Source organism: Saccharothrix longispora (genome assembly GCF_030852425.1).
GTDB classification, from domain to species: domain Bacteria; phylum Actinomycetota; class Actinomycetes; order Mycobacteriales; family Pseudonocardiaceae; genus Actinosynnema; species Actinosynnema longispora.
Genome location: NZ_NSDM01000001.1, coordinates 642,112 through 656,896, shown reverse-complemented (window position 1 = coordinate 656,896; position 14,785 = coordinate 642,112). Strand labels below are relative to the sequence as shown.

Annotated in this window: 16 protein-coding genes; 6 read left to right on the top strand and 10 right to left on the bottom strand. The window is 74.0% G+C overall.

Annotation, left to right across the window (positions count from 1 at the left end):
- Nucleotides 1-6: 6 nt before the first annotated feature.
- The 3 genes from CKY47_RS03385 to ptsP all read left to right on the top strand — a co-directional run bounded on the left by CKY47_RS03385 (nucleotide 7) and on the right by ptsP (nucleotide 3,601).
- Entirely contained in the window at nucleotides 7-876 is an 870-nt protein-coding gene (locus CKY47_RS03385) for a ribokinase (RefSeq protein WP_306744104.1), read from the top strand.
- Between the two features lie 345 nt (nucleotides 877-1,221).
- Nucleotides 1,222-1,863, top strand: coding sequence for a class I SAM-dependent methyltransferase (locus tag CKY47_RS03380; RefSeq protein WP_306744103.1), 642 nt, complete (start codon nucleotides 1,222-1,224; stop codon nucleotides 1,861-1,863).
- A 106-nt stretch (nucleotides 1,864-1,969) separates the two neighbouring features.
- Complete coding sequence (gene ptsP / locus CKY47_RS03375) at nucleotides 1,970-3,601, top strand: phosphoenolpyruvate--protein phosphotransferase (RefSeq protein ID WP_306744102.1); 1,632 nt, start codon at nucleotides 1,970-1,972, stop codon at nucleotides 3,599-3,601.
- Here the strand turns inward: ptsP and CKY47_RS03370 are convergent.
- Together CKY47_RS03370 and CKY47_RS03365 are read right to left on the bottom strand one after the other, a co-directional pair.
- Entirely contained in the window at nucleotides 3,569-3,748 is a 180-nt protein-coding gene (locus CKY47_RS03370; protein WP_306744101.1) for a DUF397 domain-containing protein, read from the bottom strand. The genes ptsP and CKY47_RS03370 overlap by 33 nt on opposite strands.
- Nucleotides 3,745-4,581 carry a helix-turn-helix domain-containing protein gene (locus CKY47_RS03365; RefSeq protein ID WP_306744100.1) on the bottom strand — a complete coding sequence of 279 codons (837 nt, stop codon included), beginning with the start codon at nucleotides 4,579-4,581 and terminating at the stop codon, nucleotides 3,745-3,747. The genes CKY47_RS03370 and CKY47_RS03365 overlap by 4 nt, the downstream gene beginning before the upstream one ends.
- A 130-nt stretch (nucleotides 4,582-4,711) precedes the next feature.
- On the opposite strand from CKY47_RS03365, the gene CKY47_RS03360 reads away from it, so the two are divergent.
- The gene (locus tag CKY47_RS03360) at nucleotides 4,712-4,924 is read left to right on the top strand and encodes a hypothetical protein (protein WP_306744099.1); all 213 of its coding nucleotides are present in this window, start codon (nucleotides 4,712-4,714) and stop codon (nucleotides 4,922-4,924) included.
- Here CKY47_RS03360 and CKY47_RS03355 read toward each other — a convergent pair.
- Nucleotides 4,894-5,778 carry a LysR family transcriptional regulator gene (locus CKY47_RS03355; RefSeq protein WP_306744098.1) on the bottom strand — a complete coding sequence of 295 codons (885 nt, stop codon included), beginning with the start codon at nucleotides 5,776-5,778 and terminating at the stop codon, nucleotides 4,894-4,896. The genes CKY47_RS03360 and CKY47_RS03355 overlap by 31 nt on opposite strands.
- Nucleotides 5,779-5,842: 64 nt before the next feature.
- Between CKY47_RS03355 and CKY47_RS03350 the strand changes: the two genes are divergently transcribed.
- Entirely contained in the window at nucleotides 5,843-5,965 is a 123-nt protein-coding gene (locus CKY47_RS03350; RefSeq protein WP_306744097.1) for a hypothetical protein, read from the top strand.
- 1 nt (nucleotide 5,966) lies between these two features.
- Here the strand turns inward: CKY47_RS03350 and CKY47_RS03345 are convergent, their stop codons facing one another.
- The 6 genes from CKY47_RS03345 to macS all read right to left on the bottom strand — a co-directional run bounded on the left by CKY47_RS03345 (nucleotide 5,967) and on the right by macS (nucleotide 12,149).
- Nucleotides 5,967-7,145: a glycine C-acetyltransferase gene (locus tag CKY47_RS03345; RefSeq protein ID WP_306744096.1), complete on the bottom strand. Its 1,179-nt coding sequence runs from the start codon at nucleotides 7,143-7,145 to the stop codon at nucleotides 5,967-5,969.
- Nucleotides 7,146-8,180 carry an L-threonine 3-dehydrogenase gene (tdh, locus tag CKY47_RS03340; RefSeq protein ID WP_306744095.1) on the bottom strand — a complete coding sequence of 345 codons (1,035 nt, stop codon included), beginning with the start codon at nucleotides 8,178-8,180 and terminating at the stop codon, nucleotides 7,146-7,148.
- Nucleotides 8,181-8,216: 36 nt separating this feature from the next.
- Entirely contained in the window at nucleotides 8,217-9,677 is a 1,461-nt protein-coding gene (locus CKY47_RS03335; RefSeq protein WP_306744094.1) for an SDR family oxidoreductase, read from the bottom strand.
- Nucleotides 9,678-9,786: 109 nt separating this feature from the next.
- Nucleotides 9,787-10,377: a DUF1707 SHOCT-like domain-containing protein gene (locus tag CKY47_RS03330; RefSeq protein ID WP_306744093.1), complete on the bottom strand. Its 591-nt coding sequence runs from the start codon at nucleotides 10,375-10,377 to the stop codon at nucleotides 9,787-9,789.
- Between the two features lie 3 nt (nucleotides 10,378-10,380).
- Nucleotides 10,381-11,034, bottom strand: a complete 654-nt coding sequence (locus CKY47_RS03325; RefSeq protein WP_306744092.1) for a response regulator — start codon at nucleotides 11,032-11,034, stop codon at nucleotides 10,381-10,383.
- Nucleotides 11,031-12,149, bottom strand: coding sequence for a MacS family sensor histidine kinase (macS, locus tag CKY47_RS03320; RefSeq protein ID WP_306744536.1), 1,119 nt, complete (start codon nucleotides 12,147-12,149; stop codon nucleotides 11,031-11,033). Before macS ends, CKY47_RS03325 begins: the two co-directional genes overlap by 4 nt.
- A 202-nt stretch (nucleotides 12,150-12,351) precedes the next feature.
- Here macS and CKY47_RS03315 point away from each other — a divergent pair, with 202 nt between their 5' ends.
- Nucleotides 12,352-13,548 (top strand): GGDEF domain-containing protein, encoded by a 1,197-nt coding sequence (locus tag CKY47_RS03315; RefSeq protein WP_306744091.1) that lies wholly within the window; start codon nucleotides 12,352-12,354, stop codon nucleotides 13,546-13,548.
- Nucleotides 13,549-13,572: 24 nt separating this feature from the next.
- Here CKY47_RS03315 and CKY47_RS03310 read toward each other — a convergent pair whose 3' ends face one another.
- On the bottom strand, nucleotides 13,573-14,772 hold the full coding sequence (locus tag CKY47_RS03310; RefSeq protein WP_306744090.1) for an AI-2E family transporter: 1,200 nt from the start codon (nucleotides 14,770-14,772) through the stop codon (nucleotides 13,573-13,575).
- Nucleotides 14,773-14,785 lie beyond the last annotated feature (13 nt).

Below are 14,785 nucleotides of genomic sequence, written 5' to 3'. Positions count from 1 at the left end.
CCACGCATGACGGTCCTCGTGCTCGGTTCCGCGAACGCAGACCTCGTCGTCCCCGTGCCGCGCCGCCCGGCGGCCGGCGAGACGGTGCTGGGCGGCGACACCACCGTCCTGCCCGGCGGCAAGGGCGCGAACACGGCGGTCGCCGCCGCCCGGCTGGGCGCGGACGTGTCGTTCGCCGGGGCGGTCGGCGACGACCGGCACGGCGAGCTGCTGCGCCGCTCCCTCGCCTCCTCCGGGGTGCGGACCGGACACCTCCGCACGTCCGGACGCCCCACCGGCGTCGCGTACATCACGGTGACGCCGGACGGCGAGAACTCGATCGTCGTGGCCCCCGGCGCCAACGCGGACGTGTCGGAGGCCGACGTCGACGCCCTGACCTGGGACGGCGTCGCGGTGCTGGTGTGCTCGCTGGAGGTGCCCGTGCCGACGGTGGCGCACGCGGTCGCGGCGGCGGCCTCCCGGGGGGCGAGGCCGCTGCTCAACCTCTCCCCCGTGGTGGAGGTGCCGGCGGAGACCCTGGCCCTGCTCGACCCGCTGGTCGTCAACGAGCACGAGGCCGCCTCCCTGGCCCCCTCGTTCGAGGCGCTGCTCGACCTGGGACCGCGCTCGGCCGTGGTCACCCTCGGCGCGCGCGGCGCGGCGGTCGTGACGCGGGAGGGCGTGGTCGAGGTCGCCGCCCCACCGGTGTCCGCGGTGGACACGACGGGCGCGGGGGACGCGTTCGCCGGCGCGCTGGCGGCCGGCCTGGCCGCCGGGTCGTCCCTGGTGGACGCCGCCGCGTTCGCCGCGCGGGTGGCGGCGCTGTCGGTGACGTCGGCGGGCGCCCAGCCGTCCTACCCGACCCGCGCCGAGGTCGACCGGCTGAGAACCGGGTGACCCGCGCCGACGTCGGCGGGACCGGTGCGCGCCGCCGTCGAGGACGGGACCGGAGCCCCGGGTCGCCCCGGTGGTGCCGGGGCCGCGGTCGCCGTGGTCGCACGACGACGGCGACCGGGTGGTGCCGGTCTTCGAGGACGTGCCCGTTCGCACGCCCGCCGTGCCGTGGGTCGCCGACGAGTCGGGAGCGGGTGCACGCGGCCGTCACCGGGTTCTTCGTGCACGACTCCCGGTTGCCGCCGCCGCCCGGGCCGCCGTCGCTGCGGGCGTTCCAGGGGGGGCGCGAGGGGTGCACGCGCTGCGGTGGTTGCGGCAGCGGCTCGCTCGCTCGCTAGGGTCCTGCGGGTGACCGACTACCTGACGTCCACCCGCGCGTCCTACGACACCGTCGCCGAGGACTACTTCGAGCTGGTCGCGGGCGCGCTGGCCACCATGCCGTACGACCGGGCGATGCTGGGCGCGTTCGCCGGGCTCGTGCCGGCCGGCGGCCGGGTGGCCGACCTGGGGTGCGGACCGGGGCAGGTGACGGCGCACCTGGCCGGGCTGGGCCTCGACGCGTTCGGGGTGGACCTGTCGCCGGGGATGGTCGAGGTGGCGCGGCGGGCCCACCCCGGCCTGCGGTTCGAGGTGGGCACGATGACCGCGCTCGACCTGCCCGACGCCTGCCTGGCCGGAGCCGTGTCCTGGTACTCGATCGTGCACACGCCGCCGGAGGTGCTGCCGGTGGTGTTCGCCGAGTTCGCGCGGGTGCTCGCCCCGGGCGGTCACCTGCTGGTGGCGTTCAAGGCGGGTGACCGGCTCCGCCACCGGACCAGCGCTTACGGCCACGACGGCCTCGACCTCCGGATCTACTGGCAGCAGCCGGACGCCGTCGCCGAGGTCGCCGCGGGGGCGGGCCTGGTCGAGTCCGCGCGGCTGGTGCGCGAGCCCGGCCACGTCGAGGGCGGTCCGCAGGCGTACCTCGTGTTCCGCACGCCCGCGCCGTAGCCCTGTCAACGCCGCGTGAACGGTCGGCGGTTCGGGTGGCGGCGGGCCGCGCCGTGGCGTTGGCTCGTCCTTACGTCACGTCGACCCGAAGGGTATGGTCTAGACCATGTCGAGCGCGCGGCTGAGCGGTGTCGGGGTCAGTTCCGGTAGGGCCTCCGGCCCCGTGGTGCGGGTGGCCGAGCCGCTCGGCGAACCACCCGCGACGCCCGCGCCCGCCGATCCGGCCGCCGAGGCCGCCCGCATCCGGCCCGCCGCCGAACGCGTGGTCGCCAACCTGGAGGAACGGGCCGCCACCGCGACCGGTGACGCGAAGGCCGTCCTGGAGACCACCGCCGCCATGGCCGCCGACCCGGCGCTGCTCGCCCAGGCCGAGAAGGTCGTGACCGGCGACGGGCTGCCCGCCGCGCGTGCCGTGCACCAGGCCGCCGCCGGGTTCATCTCCGCCCTCGAAGCCGCCGGTGGGTACATGGCCGAACGCGCCCACGACGTCCGCGACGTGCGCGACCGACTGGTCGCCGAACTGCTCGGCGTGCCCGCGCCCGGCGTGCCCGACCTCGCGTCGCCGTCGGTCCTGGTGGCCCGCGACCTCGCACCCGCCGACACCGCGGGCCTCGACCCGTCGAAGGTGCTCGCCCTGGTCACCGAGGAGGGCGGCCCCACCTCGCACACCGCCATCCTGGCCCGCTCGCTCGGCATCCCGGCCGTCGTCGCGTGCCGCGGCGTGCTCGACCTGACGGCCGACTCGCTCCTCGTGGACGGCGACACGGGCGTCGTGGAGCTGTCCGACGGCACGGTCCGCGCCGCGCACGTCCAGGGCCGGGTCGAGTGGAACGGCGTGGGCGTGCTGCGCGACGGCCACCGGGTCAAGGTGCTCGGCAACGTCGGCTCGCCCGCCGACGCGGTCGCCGCAGTCGCGGCCGGCGCGGAGGGCGTCGGCCTGTTCCGCACCGAGTTCTGCTTCCTGTCGGCGGGCACCGAGCCCTCCGTGGAGGAGCAGCGCGAGGCGTACGCGGCGGTGCTCGCGCCGTTCGAGGGCAAGCCGGTGGTCGTGCGGACCCTGGACGCGGGCGCGGACAAGCCGCTCGCCTTCCTCTCCCCCGACCCCGAGCCCAACCCGGCGCTGGGCGTGCGCGGCCTGCGCGTCGCGTTCGACCGCCCCGACGTGCTGACCCGCCAGCTCGACGCCATCGCCCTGGCTGCGGCCGACACCGGCGCCGACGTGTCCGTCATGGCCCCGATGGTCGCGACCGCCGCCGAGGCCGCCTGGTTCGTCGAACGCGCCCGTGCCGCCGGCATCCGGCGGGCGGGCGTGATGGTCGAGGTCCCGGCCGCCGCGCTGGCCGCCCGGGAGATCCTGGCCGTGGTCGACTTCGTCTCGCTGGGGACCAACGACCTGGCCCAGTACGTCTTCGCCGCCGACCGGCAGGTGGGTGCGGTCGCCGCGCTGAACGACCCGTGGCAGCCGGCGCTGCTGCGCCTGGTCGAGCTCGTCGGCGACGCGGGCACCGAACTGGGCAAGCCGGTGGGCGTCTGCGGCGAGGCGGCGGCGGACCCGCTGCTGGCGTGCGTGCTGACCGGGCTCGGCGTGACCAGCCTGTCGATGAACCACACCGCGCTGGCCGGCGTGGGCGCGAAGCTCGCGACCACCAGCTTCGACCTGTGCCAGCTCGCCGCGCGGGGCGCCGTGGCGGCGGCCGACCCGGCCTCAGCGAAGGTCGCCGCCCGCGCGCCCCACTAGGAAGCGGGACCAGGCGTCGGTGCCGAACACCAGCACGCCGGCCCCGGGTTCCTTGGAGTCGCGCACGCCGGTCACGTCGACGGCGTGCGCGACCTCCACGCAATCACCGCCGTTGGGGCCGCTGTGGCTGCTCTTGCGCCAGTTCATCGCACTTCCTCCGCTCGTTCGGCGATCAGGGCGGCGCTGTCCTCCGCCGAGGGCGCGAGTGCGGCCGAGGCGGCGAAATCGGCCTGGAAGACCGCCACCTCCTCCGGCTTCTCCAGGAACCATCCCCCGAACTGGTTCTCCAGGTACACCGCCCCGGGGTCACCTTCCTGCGGGAACCCGAGCCACTTGCACGACCCCAGGTGCCCCCTGTGCCCCCCGGCGTCGAAGGGCATCACCTGGATGGTGATGCCGGGTAGCCCGGCCAGCGCTCCGAGGTGGTCGAGCCGGCCACGCATCACCCCGGCGCCGCCGATCCGCCTGCACAGCACCGCCTCGTCGAGGATCGCGTGCACGACCAGCGGGTCGTCGCGCCGCAGCGCCTCCTGGCGGCGGAGCCTGGCCTCCACCGCGCCGGGGTTGTCGAGCAGGGCGGTGGCGTAGGCGGCGGTCTGGAACAGGCCGGTCACGTACCCCGTGTCCCAGCAGCGGATCTCGCTCGCCCCGGCCCCCAGCCCCACGTACAGCGAGAACCAGTCGGGGATGGACCGGTCGCCGTCCCACCAGCCCTTCTCCCGAGCCAGGTCGCAGACCCGCAGGTACCACTCGACCCGCTCTGCGGGCGCCCCGAGGAACGGCAGCAGCACCTCCAGGTCCGGCCCGCCGACCGGCGTGCGCACGCTCTCCGGGTGCGTGATCTTGGTCGGGTTGCAGCGCAGCCGCTTCGCCACGTCGGTCTGCTTCAACCCGGCCGCCTCGCGCAGGCGGCGGATCTCCTGGGCCAGCCACCGGCGGCCGACGGTCGGGCTCAGCGTGGGCGGATCGGTTCCCGGCACGCGCGGCAGTCTTGCAGCAGACCCGGACCACCCCATCGAGCGACTAGTCCGATCAGCATGACTTTGTAGATCTTACGCGGATGAACACGTACGTGCTGTGCCGCATGCGGGGCATCGGCGGGACCTGGCCGTGGTGCGAGACGGTGGCCACCGCGCCCGGTGCGACACCGCGGGCCTGCGCCCGTGGGCGCTGGAGCAGCTCCGCGCCCGTTCCCTGCCGGACGGCTTCTACCAGGCGTTCCTCGCGACCCCGGACGAGGACGGCGAGATCGACACCTACCACGCGGACCACGCCGAGGACGTGGTCCGGCTCTACGAGTCGGAGTACGTCCCGGCCGGGTGATGCAGCGCTTCGCGGACCAGCTTGATCAGCGGGTGGTCCTCGCTCCCCGCTCGCACGGCCGCCACCACCCGCCGCAACGGGGCCGCGCCGCGCACCGGCACGCCCCGCACCGCGCCGCGCGGCACCAGGGCCACGCCCGCACCGGCCCCGACCAGCGCGCCGATCGCCGAGAAGTCGTCGGACGCGTGCGCGATGCGCGGCGCGAACCCCGCCTGCTCGCACGCCAGCTCGACCACGTCCCGCACCGGGTTGCCGGGCAGCGTCACGACCCAGTCCTCGTCGGCCAGGTCGCCCAGGTCCACCTCGGCGCGGCCACCCAGCGGGTGCGCCGGCGGCAGCACCACGTCGAACGGCTCGGTGTAGAGCGGGAACCTGGTCAGCCGCCGGTCGTCGGTGCGCAGCCGGTACTCCTCGGTGATCGCGAGGTCGATCTCGCCGTCGAGCAGCAGCGGCACGCTGGCGTGCCCCTCCACGTCCCGCACCCGCAGCACCACACCGGGCGCGCGGACCCGCAGCGCGGCCAGCGCCGGGGCCACGACCTGCGTGATCGCCGACGCGAAGCTGCCCACCTCGACCCGGCCGGTCTCCCCCGCGTCGAACGCCGCCAGCATCGCCTGCGCCCGCTCCAGCTCCGCCGCGACCGCGTTGGCGTGCCGCACCAGCAGCTCGCCCGCCGGGGTCAGCGACACCCGCCGCCCGCGCCGCCGCAGCAGGTCGTGCCCGACCTCCGACTCCAGGGCGGCGAGCTGCTGCGACACCGCGGACGGCGTGAGGTGCAGCGCCCGGGCCGCCGCCGTCACGGTGCCGTGGTCGGCGAGCGCGCGCAGCACCCGCAGCCGTCGTGGGTCGATCACCCGCCCATCCTCGTCGGTGACGCCCGGTCGTGCGAGCCCTGGTCAGCGGGTGTACCAAGAGGACATGGGCACGGAAGGCGCACCGAACCGGCCCGAGGTCGGCCACCTGCCGAGCAAGGTGATCGCGACCGTGGGCCTGCTCGTCCTGGTCGTGTCCGGCGGCATCCGGGGCGCGAAGAAGCGGTAGGTCACATGGCGTCGCGCGCCGCGATGAACGCGTCCACCGCCCGGTTCACGTCGTCGGTCGAGTGGGCCGCCGACATCTGGGTGCGGATGCGCGCCTTGCCGTGCGGCACCACCGGGTAGGAGAAGCCGATCACGTAGACGCCGCGCTCCAGCAGCAGGTCGGCCATCCGACCGGCCTCCGCCGCGTCGCCGATCATCACCGGGATGATCGGGTGCTCGCCGGGCAGCAGGTCGAAGCCCGCCTCGGTCATCCGCGACCGGAACAGGGCGGTGTTCTCCCGCAGCCTGGTCAGCAGCTCGCCGGACGTGCTGAGCAGGTCCAGCGCGGCGATCGCGGCGGCCGTGACGGCCGGGGCCAGCGAGTTGGAGAACAGGTAGGGCCGCGACCGCTGCCGCAGCATCTCCACGATCTCCGCCCGCCCGGACGTGTACCCGCCGCTCGCGCCGCCCAGCGCCTTGCCGAGCGTGCCCGTGACGATGTCGACGCGGTCCTGCACGCCGAACAGCTCGGGCGTGCCCCGGCCGTTCGGGCCGGTGAAGCCCACGGCGTGCGAGTCGTCGACCATGACCAGCGCGTCGTACCGCTCGGCCAGGTCGCAGATCGCGTCCAGCGGGGCCAGGTAGCCGTCCATGGAGAACACGCCGTCGGTGGCGATCATCCGGTACCGGGCGTCGGCGGCGTCCCGGAGCTGCCGCTCCAGGTCGTCGAGGTCGCGGTTCTTGTAGCGGTACCGCCGGGCCTTCGACAGCCGCACGCCGTCGATGATCGACGCGTGGTTCAGCTCGTCGGAGATGATCGCGTCCTCGGCGCCCAGCAGAGTCTCGAACAGGCCGCCGTTGGCGTCGAAGCACGAGCTGTAGAGGATGGTGTCCTCGGTGCCCAGGAATTCCGACAGCCGCCGCTCCAGCTCCTTGTGCGGCTCCTGCGTGCCGCAGATGAACCGCACGGACGCCATGCCGAAGCCCCACCGGTCCAGCGCCTCCCGCGCCGCCCCGACCAGCACCGGGTGGTCGGCCAGGCCGAGGTAGTTGTTGGCGCAGAAGTTCAGCACCTCGTCGCCGGAGCCCACCCGCACGGCCGCGTTCTGCGGGGTGCCGATCACCCGCTCCGCCTTGTAGAGGCCCGCCGCGCGGATCTCGTCCAGGCCCGCCCGCAGGTCGTCGCGCATCGCGCCGTACATCTAGTGAGCTCCCGTCCAGTCGAGGATGATCTTGCCGCACTTGCCCTCGCGGGCCGTCGCGAACGCCTTGTCGAACTCGGTGTGGTCGAACCGGTGCGTGATCACCGGCGTGAGGTCCAGGCCGCCCTGGAGCAGCACCGACATCGAGTACCAGGTCTCGAACATCTCGCGGCCGTAGACGCCCTTGATGTGGAGCATCTTGAGCACCACGCTGCTCCAGTCCACGGCGAACTCCTCGGCGGGCAGGCCGAGGATCGCGATCCGGCCGCCGTGGGTCATGTTGCCGATCATCTCCTGGAGCGCGATCGGCCTGCCGGACATCTCCATGCCGACGTCGAATCCCTCGGTCATGCCCAGCTCGGACTGCGCCTCGGAGATCGTCCGCTCGGCGACGTTGAGCGCCACGTCCACGCCGACCGCCCGCGCCAGCTCCAGCCGGTGCTCGCTCACGTCGGTGATCACGACGTTGCGCGCGCCCGCGTGCTTGGCGACGGCGGCGGCCATGATGCCGATCGGGCCCGCGCCGGTGATCAGCACGTCCTCGCCGATGACCGGGAACGACAGCGCGGTGTGCACGGCGTTGCCGAACGGGTCGAAGATCGCGGCCACGTCCAGGTCCACCGGCGCGCGGTGCACCCACGCGTTCTGCTCGGGCAGCACCACGTACTGGGCGAACGCGCCGTCGCTGTGCACGCCGAGGCCGCGCGTGCGGGCGCACAGGTGCCGGCGGCCCGCCTTGCAGTTGCGGCACGTGCCGCAGACCAGGTGGCCCTCGCCGCTGACCAGGTCGCCGACCCGCACGCCGGTCACGGACGGACCGGTCTCCACGACCTCGCCGACGAACTCGTGGCCCAGGACGAGCGGCGCGCGGATGTTCTGCGCGGCCCACTCGTCCCACGAGTCGATGTGCAGGTCGGTGCCGCAGATGCCGGTCCGCAGCACGCGGACGACGACGTCACCGGGACCGGGGGTGGGGTCGGGGACGTCGGTCAGGGACAGTCCCGGCCCGGCGGTCGCCTTGACCAGTGCCTTCATGGCGCGCAGTCTGCCGCCGGGCGGTTGTGCAGTCCATCAGGACTTTCTGAATTCACTCGTAAGTTCGGCTTCACTGATGATGTTGCGGACCATGCCGCTGAACACCAGCCCGTGGAACGGCCACACCAGCCACCAGTACACGTGCCCCGCCAGCCCGCGCGGCACGAACACCGCCCGCTGCCGGTAGGTCGACCCCGACCCGCGCGGCACGACCTGGAGCTCCAGCCAGGCCAGTCCGGGAACCCGCATCTCGGCCCGCAGCCGCAGCAGCCTGCCCCGGTCCAGCTCCTCCACCCGCCACCAGTCGAGCGCCTCGCCCACGTGCAGCCGCCTCGGGTCGCGCCGCCCGCGCCGCAGCCCCACGCCGCCGACCAGCCGGTCCAGCCACCCCCGCACCGCCCAGGCCAGCGGGAACGAGTACCAGCCGTGCTCGCCGCCGATGCCCTCCACCACCTCCCACAACCGCTCGGGCGAGGCGGAGGTCCCCTGCTCCCGCACGTCGCGGTAGGAGGAGCCGCCGGACCAGTCCGGGTCGCTCGGCAGCGGGTCCGACGGCACGCCCGGCACCGAGGCGCCCGACCAGCGGGTCTCCACGTCGGCGTCGCGCACCTTGGCCAGCGCCAGTTCCACGGCCCGGTCGTACCCCGTGGTCCCGCCGGGCACGAGCCGCTCGACGTCGTGCTCCCGGCACACGACCTCGTGCACCAGGGACTTGATCAGCGGCGTGGCGATCGACTTCGGCACCGGCGTGACCAGGTTGACCCAGTGCGACGACAGGCCGGGGGTGAGCAGCGGCACCGGCAGCACCCGGCGCGGGCGCAGCCCGGCGACCGCCGCGTACCGCAGCATCATCTCCAGGTAGGTGAGCACGTCCGGCCCGCCGATGTCGAACGTCCGGTTCACGTCGGCCGGGGCGCGCACGACGCCCACCAGGTAGCGGAGCACGTCCCGCACGGCGATCGGCTGGACGCGGTTGTGCACCCAGCGCGGCGTGACCATCACCGGCAGCCGCTCGGTCAGGTAGCGCAGCATCTCGAAGCTCGCCGACCCGGACCCGATGATCACCGCCGCCTGGAGCACCGCCGCGGGCACGGCGCAGCGCAGGAACACGTCGCCGACCTCCTTGCGCGAGGCCAGGTGGGGTGACAGCACGACGCCCGGCGGGTGCAGCCCGCCCAGGTAGACGATCCGCTGCACCCCGGCGTCCTCGGCGGCGCGCGCCGTGTTCCGCGCGGCCCGCCGGTCGGCGTCGGCGAAGTCCGGGACGTTCAGCGAGTGCACCAGGTAGTGCACGACGTCCACGTCCCGCATCGCCTCGTCCAGCGACGCCGGGTCGAGCACGTCCCCCTTGACCACCTCGACCCGGTCGGCCCACGGCACGTCCCGCACCTTCTCCGGCGAGCGCACCAGGCAGCGGACCGCGTACCCCTCCGCGAGGAGGCGGGGCACGAGCCGTCCGCCGAGGTAGCCGGTCGCTCCGGTGACGAGGCAGCGCATACCCCGATCCTGGGCCTACCGGGGACTTCCCGCACGACGGACGGTCCACCTGCCCGACGCCTCGCGGGCGCCCGGGCCCCGGCCCGGGTGATCACCCGATCGCGCGGCCTCAGGCGTTCCGCAGCCAGCTCCGCTTCTTCTTGATCTCCACCGAGCCCGCGCGCACCGAGCCGTGCACCACGAAGTGCGGCCGCCCGTCCACGCCCGTGCCCACCTTGTCCCTCAGGTTGCTCGCGGCCAGCTCGACGCTGTCCGCGTTCACCGTCGCGCCGTCCGGCAGCACCAGCTTCACCGAGCCGGCGGTCACGTCCAGCTCGATGTCCACCACCGCGTGCGGGATGGACGCCTGCCGGAAGTCCAGCTCCGTCGACCCCATGCGGCTGTGCACGACGAGCTGCCGAGGCACGGACCAGGTGCCCTTGCGGCTGACCGTGGACATGGTCGACTTCAGCTCCTGCCGCTCCACCGCCGCGATCGGCGAGGTCGGCGCCGGCGCGGAGTTGTGCACCACGCCCGGCAGGTCGAGCAGCACGACGTTCAGCTCGGCCCGCGTCTTGGCGGCCAGCGCCGTGTCGGTGCGCTCGGTGAACTCGTCGAGCGTGATCAACCCGCGTCCGATGGCCTTCTGGAGCAGGCCGACGACGTGCTCGCGCTCCGCGTCGGAGACGCGGAAGTTCCTGGGGTCGGGACTCTCGGTCATGGCTCAGCCCTCCGGTTCGACGTCGAGCCCGTGCTCGATCGCGTACCGCGCCAGCTCGACGCGGTTGTGCAGCTGGAGCTTGCGCAGGGTGGACTGCACGTGGTTCTCCACCGTGCGGTGCGAGATGACGAGCCGGGTCGCGATCTGCCGCGCGGTCAGGCCCTTCGCCACCAACCGCAGCACCTCGGTCTCCCGCTCGGTGAGCTGCGGCTTGTCCTGCTCGTCGGGGTTCGCGGCCATCCGCCGGTACTCGCCGAGCACCAGGCCCGCGAGACCGGCGGTGAACACCGCGTCGCCGGCCGCGGTCCGGGTGACCGCCTCCACCAGCTCCTCGGCGGACGCCGACTTCACCAGGTAGCCCGACGCGCCGGCCTTCACGGCCTCCAGCACGTCGCTGTGCTCGCCGGACGCCGACAGCACCAGCACCCGCGTGCCTGCCAGCGCCCCGGTGATCATCGTCGTGGCCTCGACACCGGTCGTCTCACCCAGGTTGAGGTCCATCAGCACCACGTCGGGCCGCACGGCCCGCGCGATGCGCACCGCCGACGCGGCGTCACCCGCGGTCGCGACCACCTCGAAGCCGCGCTCGGCCAGGTCCCGCGCGACGCCGTCGCGCCACAGCGGGTGGTCGTCCACCACCATCACGGTCACGCTCATCGGTAGACCCGCACCTCCCACTCGGTGCCCTCCCCCGGGCCCGTCTGCAGCTCAAGGGTGCCACGGAGCGACTCCACCCGGCCCCGGATGGACTGGGCGACGCCCATCCGGCCCTCCGCCTCGGCCGAGGCCAGCCTGCCCTCGGCGATGCCCGGACCGTCGTCGCGGACGCTCAGCACGACCTCGTCCCCGAGGTCCTCCAGCAGCACCCACGCCCGCGCGCCCGGCCCCGCGTGCTTGTCCACGTTGGACAGCGCCTCGCGCACGACGGCGATCAGCTCGTGCGCGGTCCCGGCGGGCAGCATCACCTGCGTGGCGGGGGTGGACACCTGCACCTTCGGCGACACCAGCAGTTGGAGCCCCGGCCGCAGGTCCGCGTCGCCGTCCAGGGTGGACTCGCTCGGCGCGGCGGCCACCAGCGACCGCAGTGCGATCTCCTGCTCGCCGGCCAGTTCGGCCAGCTCGGCGGCCTCGCCGCCCAGCTCCAGGCCGCGCTTGCGCACCCGCGCGAGCACCTGGAGCACGCCGTCGTGGATCGACCTGGCCAGGCGCTCGCGCTCGGCGGTCGCCGCCTCGGTCCGCAGCGCCTGGGCCAGCCGCACCGAGGTGCGCCGCGCCGTCGACGAGGCCATGCCGATCACGAAGCCCGCGCCGGTCAGCAGCACCACGTCCCGCACCAGGTCGACGCCCACCAGGCCGCGGTTGAGGTAGGTGAAGAAGCCGACGACGAACCCGGACGCCGCGCCCGCCACCTGCCCGCCCAGCGCGCCGGCCGCCACCGCGGGGCCGCACGCCCAGATGGTGGTGACCAGCGGGACGTTGAGCAGGAACTGCTCGTCGGTCAGGATCAGCGGCGACAGGGACATCAGCCCGCACGTCACGACCAGGTCCGCGACGACCACCCACGGCCGCCGGCCGCTCTCCCGGCTGTAGGCCCGGATGGTGAACGCCGACCAGGCCGCCATCACCGCGACGGCCAGCCAGGCGAGCCACGGCCGCTCGTACCCGGTGCGGTGGATGACCACGGCGCCCAGGGCGAACAACAGCGTCACGATCCGTAGCGCGACCGTTCCCCGCCAGAGGTGCGCGACCGGGTCCTCCAGCGCCGATGGCACCTGATCGGATGGCTTTGTGTGCACGGTGTGCTCCCTTCGCCGCCATCTTGCCGTGCCGGAGTGGCCTGGCTAACCCCCAGGTGGCCGTCTGTTCCCCCATCGTCATCTGTGAAAGGCTGACCGGGAGGTCACTGAGCGTGACCCGCGGCGTCCGGTCCGTCGGGGGTGGTCGGGCGCCATCCCGTGGCGAGGGAGGTCGATCGTGCGCCACTGGCCACTGTGGACGCTGCCGCGCCCCGCGCTGGCCTACTGGCTGCTCGTCGACCTGTGCGCCCTCGCCGTCGTCGTGTACGTGATCGCGGACACGCCGCAGCCCGATCCGGGCCAGATCGGCCGGTTCGCGGCCATCGCGGGCACCGCGGGCGCGGTCGTCATCGGCAGTTCGATCCACAGCCACCGGATGGGCGAGACCGAGCGCAACCCGTGGGCCGCGCACCTGTGCTACCTCACGGCGGGCCTGGTCGCGCTGCCGTGCAACCTGCTCGTCCTGCTGCTGTTCGGGCCCGCGCTGCACGGCGTGCTGGCGCAGCGCCCCGAGTCGCACCGCTGGGTGTTCACGCTGTCCGCGACCGCGCTGGCCGTGTTCGGCACCCGGTTCGCCATCGGCTGGGCCGAACCCGACACCCACCTCGTCGTGCTGGTCCTCGGCGCGACGGTGCTGCTGGTGCTGCGCGCCGGCCTCATCGCGCTCGGCCTCAAGCTGCGCAACCCCCGCGCGCCCGGCGAGGAGGTCCTCGGCGAGCCGATCGACGCCACGCTCGGCGTCGTCGCGGTGAGCATCGGCGGCCTGATGGGGTTCGCCGCCGTCGCCGACCCCGTGCACGCCCTGATGGCCGGTCCGCCGCTGGCCCTGCTCGAACGCGCCGCGCAGCTGCCGCACTGGCGCCGGTCCGCGCAGCGCGACCTCAAGACCGGCCTGGCGAACGCCGTGCACTGGGACGGCCGGGCCCGCGCCGAACTCGCCAAGGCGCGCGGCAGCGGGCGGCCGATGGCCGTGCTGCTGCTCGACCTCGACCACTTCAAGCGGGTCAACGACGAGGTGGGGCACCTCGCCGGCGACTCCGCGCTCAGCGCCGTCGCGCTGCTGCTGTCCGGCACCGTGCGCGGGGGCGACCTCGTCGGCCGCTTCGGCGGCGAGGAGTTCGTCGTGCTGCTGCCCGACGCCGAACCCGCCGTGGCCCGCTCGGTCGCGCAGCGCCTGCGGCACGCCGTGGCCGACCTGGCCGTGCCGACGGTGGACACCAACGGCCGGGAGCACCTGCTCACCGGCCTCACCGTGAGCATCGGCGTGGCCACCACCCAGCGCTTCGGCTACGAACTCCCCGACCTGCTGGTGGCGGCCGACGCCGCGCTCCTGGCCGCCAAGGGCTGCGGCCGCAACCTCGTCGAGATGGCCTGACCCGAAGAGCGCGACGCGCCGGGCCTACCGCAGGCCGCTGTGGTCGGGCCCCGGGCGCTCGTCGCCCTCGAGGTCCTCGACCCGGTCGCCGGTCGTGTCCACCGCGCCGCCCTCCTGCGGTTCGAGCACGTCCACCTCCCGGGGCTCCACGTCGCGGTCCGACTCCGACAGCAGCGACCGGATGCCCGAGTTCAGCACCGCCAGCAGCGGCACCGCCAGCAGGGCGCCCGCGATCCCGCTGACGACCAGGCCGGTGGCGATCGCCAGCACCACGGACAGCGGGTGCAGCTTCACCGCCCGGCCCAGCAGCAGCGGCTGGAGCACGTGGCTCTCCAGCTGCATCACGCCGATCAGGATGGCCAGCACGATCAGCGCCGCCACCGGGCTCACCGCCACCAGCGCCACCAGGACCGCCACCGCGCCGGTGATCACCGCGCCGACGATCGGGATGAACGCGCCCAGGAACACCAGCGCCGACAGCGGCACCACCAGCGGCACGTCCACGATCCACAGGCCGATGCCCACGCCGACCGCGTCCACCACGGCCACCAGCGCGGTCGCCCGCACGTACGACACGAGCGAGGAGAACCCGCGCCGCCCGGCGACGTCCGCCCGGTCGCGCACGTCGCGCGGCACGATCCGGACCATGAACCGCCAGATCCCGTCGCCGTCGTGCAGGAAGAAGATGAGCGTGAACAGCGCCAGGATCAGGCCGGTCAGGATCTCGCCCAGGGTCGCCGCGGTGGTCAGCGCGCCCGACGTGATGTCGGCCTGGTTGTCCTGGATCGTCTTCACGACGTCGTCCACGTACTGCTGGAACTGCACGTCGCTCAGGTGCAGCGGGCCGTCGCGCAGCCAGACCCGGATCTGGTCGAGGCTCGCCCCGACCTGCTTCTGGAGGTCCGGCAGGCCCTTCGAGAACTCGCTGATGACGAACGTGAGCACGCCGCCCACCAGTGCCAGCCCGCCGACCAGCACCAGGCCGGTGGCCACCCCGCGCGGCACGCCCGAGCGGTTCAGCTGGGTCACCGCGGGCGACAGCAGCGCGGCCAGCAGCAGCGCGATGCCGACCGGGATGACGATGCTCGCCAGGAAGCCGATGACGTGGAACACCACGTACAGGGCGGCAACGACCGCCACGAACCGCCAGCTCAACGCCGCGCTCACGCGCAGGAGCCTGGGCACCCTGCTGTCGTCGAAACCGTTTCTGCCCTTGCCCGTCACTCGATCACCGTAT

Excerpts from the sequence above, each read along its gene's own strand:
- CKY47_RS03385 (WP_306744104.1), top strand. The coding sequence starts at position 7 with ATGACGGTCCTCGTGCTCGGTTCCGCGAACGCAGACCTCGTCGTCCCC.
- ptsP (WP_306744102.1), top strand. The coding sequence starts at position 1,970 with ATGTCGAGCGCGCGGCTGAGCGGTGTCGGGGTCAGTTCCGGTAGGGCC.
- CKY47_RS03370 (WP_306744101.1), bottom strand. The coding sequence starts at position 3,748 with ATGAACTGGCGCAAGAGCAGCCACAGCGGCCCCAACGGCGGTGATTGC.
- CKY47_RS03350 (WP_306744097.1), top strand. The coding sequence starts at position 5,843 with ATGGGCACGGAAGGCGCACCGAACCGGCCCGAGGTCGGCCACCTGCCG.
- CKY47_RS03345 (WP_306744096.1), bottom strand. The coding sequence starts at position 7,145 with ATGTACGGCGCGATGCGCGACGACCTGCGGGCGGGCCTGGACGAGATC.
- tdh (WP_306744095.1), bottom strand. The coding sequence starts at position 8,180 with ATGAAGGCACTGGTCAAGGCGACCGCCGGGCCGGGACTGTCCCTGACC.
- CKY47_RS03335 (WP_306744094.1), bottom strand. The coding sequence starts at position 9,677 with ATGCGCTGCCTCGTCACCGGAGCGACCGGCTACCTCGGCGGACGGCTC.
- CKY47_RS03330 (WP_306744093.1), bottom strand. The coding sequence starts at position 10,377 with ATGACCGAGAGTCCCGACCCCAGGAACTTCCGCGTCTCCGACGCGGAG.
- CKY47_RS03325 (WP_306744092.1), bottom strand. The coding sequence starts at position 11,034 with ATGAGCGTGACCGTGATGGTGGTGGACGACCACCCGCTGTGGCGCGAC.